We start from the raw sequence: 7,393 nt of genomic DNA on the forward strand, positions 1-7,393 counted from the left end.
TGGTTCATTGAAAAGAAGGAAGCCAACCCGGCCGGTAGAGAAGTGCCCGCTCCTATCCGGTTTTGCTCATCAAATAGATAACCAGCAAGTTCACCGGCAAATATATCATTATCTGACGAGCCGACATTGCCTGCCCACTGGTTCATAAACGAGCCGCCGGCGCCTGACCACTGGCCAGCCCCCAGCATTGCCATCATATAATCTTGGCCCGCTTTAAATAGCCGGTCCACAGCTCCCAGTTCGACACTGTCGGCGTGACCACCTTCGCCGCCACACATGGGGCTATCGTTGATGCAGCGGCTCATCCGGCCATGCGGTCCCATGCCCGACGGATCGGTAAACCGAACGGGATTGTTGTTCGCATAGGCATAGACGTTGGCGCCGCCGTTGAGGCCGATCGGGTCGGCGGAGACGAAGCGGCCGGTCAGCGGGTCGTAGAGCCGGGCGTTCAGGTGCACGAGGCTGACGTCGTCGAGCTGCTCCTGGCCGGTGTAGCCGCGATTGGTCTGGCTGGTGATGGCGCCGTTCGGGTCGATGGTGCCGTTCGGGTAGCGCCGCTTGCCCCAGGCGTCATAGCCGTCGCGCTCGACCACGGCGCCGGTCGGGTCGGTCAGCACCGCGACCGAGCCCAGGCCGTCGCCGTGGAAATAGCGCACCGTCGCGGTCTGCGGGTTGCTGCCGGCGAGCGTCCAGATGCTGACGCCGCCCGTGAAGTAGTGGCGCCGGACCACGAGATTGGGCGAGTCGACCCGCTCCTCGAGCGCGCCGGTGACGGGGTCGCGCAGATAGGTCGTGGTACCCTCGGGTGCCGTCTGGGTCAGGCGCGCGTGATTGGCGTCGTAGGTGAAGGTGATGGTCTTGCCGCCCTCTGTCACCGACGCCGGCATGTTGAACGAGGTCCAGGTATAGCTCCGCTCCGTGCCCTCCGCGAACGAGGCCGCATAGGGCGAGGTCGAGCCGATCGTGATGCTCTGCAGCTGGTGCGGTCCCTTGCCGCCGGCCGGGCCGTAGGTGAAGGCCCCGACATCCGACTTGGACAGGATATTGCCGATCGCATCGTAGCCATAGGTCACGGCCGGATTGCTGCCGAGCTGGGCCGAGGTCAGACGGTTGAGGCCGTCATAGCTGAACGTGTCCGTCACGCCCTGCAGCTGGTCGGCACGCGTCAGAATATTGCCGATGGGGTCGTAGCTGTAGGAAAGGCTCTCCACCGAGTTCGCGTAGCCGGCGACCACCGACTGGAGCTCGCCGTTCTGCGGATTGTAGGCCCGCTGGGTCTCGTTCGTGTTGCCGAAGCTTTCGGCAGTGACCCGTCCTTCCGCATCCATCTGGTTCACGGTCCGGAGCGTGCCCGACGCCGTGCTGTCGCTCTCGGCCTCGCTCGCCAGGTAGCTGAGCGCGGTGTAGCTGCGCGTCACCGTGAAGCCCGACGGATAGCTGATGCTGGCGATCCGGCTATCGGCGTCATAGCCGATGCCGAAGGTCTTGACGCTACCGTTGATCGTCTGGTTCGACTGGATCGGCCGGCCGAGCGCATCATAGGTGAGGCTCATGACGTAGCCCTGGCTCGTCGAGGCTTGGGCGAGCTTGCCGATGCCGTTCGCTGCCGTGTCGTAGCTCCAGCTGCTCGTCAGGTCCGGCTCGACCCGCTGGGTCACGCGGCCGAGCAGGTCATAGCTCGTGGTGAACACCTGGCCCTTGGCGTCGGTCACCTGGGTCGGCTCGCCCAGCACGTCGTAACCGTAGCTCCAGGTGCCGCTGTCCGGATCTTGCTTGCTCACCAGCCGGCCGCGCAGGTCGTAGGTCATGCCGACCACATTGCCGGCCGGGTCGGTGACGCTGGTGAGATCCCCGACCGGGTCGTAGCCGTAGCGCGTCGTGTTGCCGAGCGTGTCCTTGACCGCGACGACCTGGCCCTGGCTGTTCTTCGTCGTGGTCAGCGTCTGCGAATTGGCGTTCTGGTCGACCGTGACCAGCCCGTGGTAGGCGTGAGTCGTGACCGTGCCGTCCGGCAGCGCCGCCTTGATGAGCCGGCCCAGCACGTCGTAGCTGTCGACCGTCCATTGCGGCGCACGCGTGCTCGCCACATAGGGGCGGCTCGTCTGCGCGACGCGGCCCAGCGCATCATATTCCGTTGCCGTCCGAACGCCGGAACCGTCGAACGCCTGAGAGTCCGAGGCGATGACGCGATCGAATAGATCGTGATGAACATTGCTGAGCGGGCCGATCTGCGTCTTGCCGTCGGCGGCGTAAGGCATCCGCGACACGAAATAGGCCGACCGCCACTGCGGCACGCCCCACGCATCGCAGTTCGTCGTGCCGCCGGCCGTGCCGCTGCAATAGGTGTAGCTTGTGGCGAGTTGCGTGCCGTCCGCCGCAGTGTCCAGGATCTTGCGGCCGAACCCGTCGTAGCTCGACGAACTCGAAACATTGTTCGGGTCGGTCGCCTGGGTCACGCCGCCGAACCGGCCGTCATATTGCAGATGGCTCGTCTGGTTGAGCGCGTTCGTCACACTCGTCGCGAAACGCCCTTGCGCGTCATAGGCGCTCGTGCTCGTGCGCGTCGTGATCCCGGCGCCGACCGTCTGCACCGACGTCTTGTTGCCGAAAGCGTCGTAGCCATAGTCGGTCTCGAGCCGGTAGGTCGCGTTGTTCGGCTCGACCACCGACTGGGTCACGAGCCCGGTCGAACCATTGTAGGCGAGGCTCGACGTGCGCGTGATCGTGCTGCCGTTCGCCGTGCTCGCGACCACCGACTGGGTCGGCCGCCCGAGCAGCCAGTGGCTGCCATCGACAATGTCGCCGTAAGTGTTGGTCGTCGTCTTGGCGAACCCGTCGCTCGTCGAGGCGCTAACCTGGGTGACATCGCCATAGGCGGTCGTTCCGACGCAATTGCCGTTCGTGTCGGTGAAATCATAGGCATAAGTCGCCGATGAACTCGGCAATGCCGTGCCATCGAGATCATTGCCCGATGCCGAGACGCTGCGCGTCACGACGGCAAAGCGCGATCCCGGCAAGCTGCAGGCGATGTAGCCGGTCGTCTGGTCCGTCAGCACCGGGCTCGTCGCCAGCGACGAGCCGTTATAGAGGAACGTCTTCGTTTCGCTGACCGTGCCCGTCCAGGGGAACGGTTGGTTATAGTGCGTGTCGACCCACAGCTTCGTCGTCTGGTCCAGCACCGACGTCTCGGCGAACCCCAGGAAGCCCCGCCCGTGCAGGTCCATCTGCGCGCCGTTGTAGAAATAGGCCTTCTGGTTGGTGCCGCCGATGCCGTCGGAGCTGGTCGCAGACGCCACGACCCACAGCGGCCCGGTGTAGTCCTGCGTCGGATACGCCGCCGACGAGCCCTTGCCATAAAGAAAGTAGTTGTCCAGGGCCGCGTAGCTGATCTGGGTCTGTGCGCCGAGCCCGCTGGTGATGCCGGTCATCAGGTCCGGCTGGCCGCCCTTGCTGCCGATGACTTGGTAGCTGGTCGAGTTCAGCACCGCGACATCGGTCTTGCCGTCGCCGTTGAAGTCGCCGCTGATGACCGAGAAGTTGGCCGTCGGCGGATTGCCGAAGCCCCAGCCCCAGTTGAGGGTGCTGTTGGTGAAGGTCCCGTCGCCATTGCTGCGCATGATCCCACCGGTGGTGTTCCCGATGAACATCACGCCGGTGCGACCATCCCCGAAGAAATCGCCGGTCTCGAAGGCATAGTTCGCGGTCGGCGGCGTGCCGAAGCCCCAGCCGCCGTAGGAGGCTTGGGAGTTGGCGAACGTCCCGTCGCCCTTGCTGGTCATCAGCTCATAGCCCGTGTTCCCCAGGAACAGGATGTCCGTCAGGCCGTCGCCGTTGAAGTCGCCGGTCAGCACCGTGAAGTTGTTCGCCGGCGGCGAGCCGAAGCCCCAGCCGCCATACGATGCGGAAAAGGGCGTGAACGTGCCGTCGCCATTGCTCGTCATGAGCAGATAGTTGGTATTGCCCAGGAAAATGACGTCGGTCTTGCCGTCGCCGTTGAAGTCGCCGGTCTGCACGCTCCAGTTGTTCGAGGGATTGCCGCCGAAGTTCCAGCCCGCGGGGTAGTTTGCTTGCGAGCGCGTGAACGTGCCGTCGCCGTTGCTCGTCATCAGGCAATAGCTCGTTGGGCCGAGCAGGATGACGTCGGTCCGGCCGTCGCCATTGAAATCGCCGGTCAGGACGGTCCAGGCGCCAGAGGGCGGGCCACCGAAGGCCCAGCCGCCCAGGTCTACTTGAACCTGGCTGAACGTACCGTCGCCCTTGCTGTGCAGCAGATAGGCCGCCGAACTGCCGATCAGCATGATGTCGGTCCGGCCGGTCCCGTAGAAATCGCCGGTCACCGTCGTGTATTGAGCCGAGGCCGGAGTGCCGAAGTACCAGCCGGGCCAGGTGACTTGTGTACCGGTGAAGGTGCCGTCGCCGTTGCTGTGCTCCAGATAACCGAACGTGTCGCTGATCGCCATGAAGTCCGTCTTGCCGGAGCCGTAGAAATCGCCGGTCACGATGGTGTAATACGCTGATGCTGGTGAGAGCAGGGAGCCCCAGGTCTGTGTCCCTTGCGAATAGGCGACAGTCCCGTCGCCGCCGTCATCCCAGCTGAAGCTGGTCGGCGGCAGGCAGGTCTGCTCGTCGCTCTGGCACAGGGTCAGGCTGGCGAGCCGGCTGCGGCCGGACAGCCCCTGCTGGTAGTTCAGCTGGTAATCGAACACCAGGACATTGCTGGTATAGGTCCGGATGTTGCTGAGCCGCACCCAGGTCCGGAGCGGCGCACCGCCTTGGTATAGGTTCACGCCGTCCGGCCGGCTCGTGTAGCTGAACACGACCTTGTTGTACGGCGCCAAGCCGGTCGCGGTGTTGCCGGTATAGTCGATCTCGGCCGGGAACGCCTCGCCAGTATCGAATTTTTGCGTATAGGCAACGGTCAGGTAGTTGCCCGACGGGTCGCTGATCTTGTTGGCGCCCCAGCTGCGCGCGGTGGCACTGCCCAAGACGAGCATGCGCGAGTCGGCGGTATTGCCGAACTCCATGACCTGGCCGGACTTCGTCCAGACCTGGAACCAGGCCGGGCCGGTACCGGCCGTGCCGTGCGAGACAATCCGGCTGAAACTGTCGATCTCGGTGCGGTACTCGGTGCCGTCCGCGCCATAGGCGCCGTTGATCGCGACGAGCCGCTGCCCCTCATAGCAGAACCGGTCGCTCGCCGTGTAGGTCACCGTCCCAGCCTGGCCGTCCTGGGCGATCGTCTGGCCGCAGCGGCCGATCGACGGTAGGCCGCCGAGCGTCCAGCCCATGCCGACGATGCCGTTGCCGCCCTGGCTCGAATAGGAAAGCGTGAGCGACGGCGCCATGCCGGCCGTGCCCGGCGGCACCTGGATCGGCACCGAATAGCCGGCCGCACCGGTCGACCCGACGCCGAAGCTGCCGGGCACCTGCATCGCCTGGGCGTAGGCCTCGGCGCCGGCACCGAGGCACGCCAGCAACGCCAATCCGAGCAGGGCCGCCCGGCGTGTGGCGCGGCGCGCCAGGACGGAGCGCGGTCCGAAGCGATCGAGAAGGGCGGCGCCAAGGGGCTGCAGGTTCATCTGGTCCAAACCATCGTCGATGGAGATTGAGGAACGAGGTCGAGCCGGGCGGGAGCTCTCCCGAGCCCGGCTGCCGCCGCTATCGATTGCCTTCCGCGTCGAAGGAGAGCGAGACCTGCGCCGACCCGGTCTGGCCGAGCGCATCGGTCACGGTGATGGTCGCGGTCCCGCTCTTGATGCAGCTCAGGTTCTTCCCGCAGGGCAGCGAGAAGGTGTTGGTGGCACTGTTCGGCGCGCTCATCTGCACGCCGGTCAAGGTGCTGGCGAGCGACCAGGCGTAGGCGTAGGGCGCAACGCCGTCGGTCACCGACGCGGTGGACGATCCCATGAGCGTATTGGCGGAAGCGGCCGTGCTGCCCGACAGCGCAAGGCTCGCCGGGCTGACCGAGACGACCGGCGGCACCGCCTTGTTGAAGCGCTGCTCGACGGTGACCTGCGCGGCCGCCGTCCGGCCATAGCCGTCTGTCACCGTCAGTTGGTAGGTCCCGACATCGTCGCAGCCGACCGACGGGTCCGCGGTGCAGGTCGCGCTGAAGGTCGGCGTCAGCGTCGTGCCGTTCGCGACCGAGAAGCCGTAGCCGGACACCAGGCTCCACGCATAGCTGAGCGGCGCCTGCCCGTTCGCCGTGCTCGCACTCACGCTGGCCGACAGCGACTGCGCGCCGCCGTTCGTGATCATGTTGCGCTGCACGAAGCTGCTGCTCGGGCTGATCGCGACGCTCGGCACGGCGGTCAGATACTTCTGCTCGAGGCCGACCTGCGCGCTCGCCGTCCGCCCGAGCGCGTCCGTCACGGTCAGCTGGTAGGTTCCGACATCGTCGCAGCCGACCGCCGGGCTCGCCGCACAGCTCGAGCCGAAGGTCGGATTGTTCGTGGCCCCGTTCGTGACCGAGAAGCCGTAGCCGGACACCGGGCTCCAGGCGTAGCTGAAGGGGGCCTGCCCATTCGTCACGGTCGCCGAGACCGCCGCCGACAGCGACTGGGTGCCGCCGCCGGCCGGCAGGGTCATCTGTGTGAAGCTGCTGCCGGGCGTGATCGCGACCGTGGGCACGGCCGCCAGGAACTTGTGCTCGACAGTGACCTGCGCCGTCGCCGTCGCGTTCAGCGCATCGGTCACCGTGACCTGGAACACCGCCTTGTTGTCGCAGCCGCCGACGCTGCCGCAGCTCGAGCTGAACGTCGGCGTGGTCCCGCCGCTATTCGCGATGCCCGAGCCGGAGATGAGCGTCCAGGCGTAGCTGTACGGCGTCTGGCCGAAATGGGCCGAGGCCGTGGCCGTCGAGCTCAGCGCTTGCGCGCCGCCGGCCGCGGGCATCGTCAGCTGCGCCGCGCTCGCCGGATCGACCGACGCGACGAGCTGCGTCGGCCCGGCCTCGAGCGTGCGATTGCCGTTCGCGTCGTGCGTGTAGGTGATCGTGAAGTCGATTGGGATCGACGCCCGAGCCGACACAACCGACGGGAGCGGCGGCTTTGCCGAGGTCGGCACCGCTTCGGCTGGGCTCGCGAACGCCAGTGAAGCAAATATGCTAAGAAAGACGGCCGCTTGTCTCGGTAGACTGCGTTGCCTTGGGATTGGTCGCGCCCTCGGCGATGACGCACTTGGCTCGCACGGCAGCTGGCGGGTGACAGGTTCACGCTCAACCGGAATATGCTTTATCGCCATCAGAACCGTTCACCAGCAAGTGCGGACGGCGCGATGCTACACAACCAATGCGATCAGCGGCAAGCCCTATCGAAGCGGCCCCAGATACCGCCACGTGGACCCGCGAAAATCCGCAACCGCGTCGCACGGGAAGGTTCAGGCTGCCGACTCG

The 7,393-nt window shown here is 66.0% G+C and carries 2 protein-coding genes; both read right to left on the reverse strand.

Annotated features, from left to right (window positions below; all coding sequences use genetic code 11):
- A partial coding sequence (locus IEY58_RS34030) for an FG-GAP-like repeat-containing protein (protein ID WP_189052645.1) occupies positions 1-5,579 on the reverse strand: 5,579 nt, incomplete at its 3' end.
- A gap of 79 nt (positions 5,580-5,658) precedes the next feature.
- The gene (locus IEY58_RS34035) at positions 5,659-7,065 is read right to left on the reverse strand and encodes a PKD domain-containing protein (RefSeq protein ID WP_189052646.1); all 1,407 of its coding nucleotides are present in this window, start codon (positions 7,063-7,065) and stop codon (positions 5,659-5,661) included.
- Positions 7,066-7,393: the final 328 nt, after the last annotated feature.

It is taken from the genome of Aliidongia dinghuensis (genome assembly GCF_014643535.1).
In the GTDB taxonomy this organism is placed as follows: Bacteria; Pseudomonadota; Alphaproteobacteria; order ATCC43930; family CGMCC-115725; genus Aliidongia; species Aliidongia dinghuensis.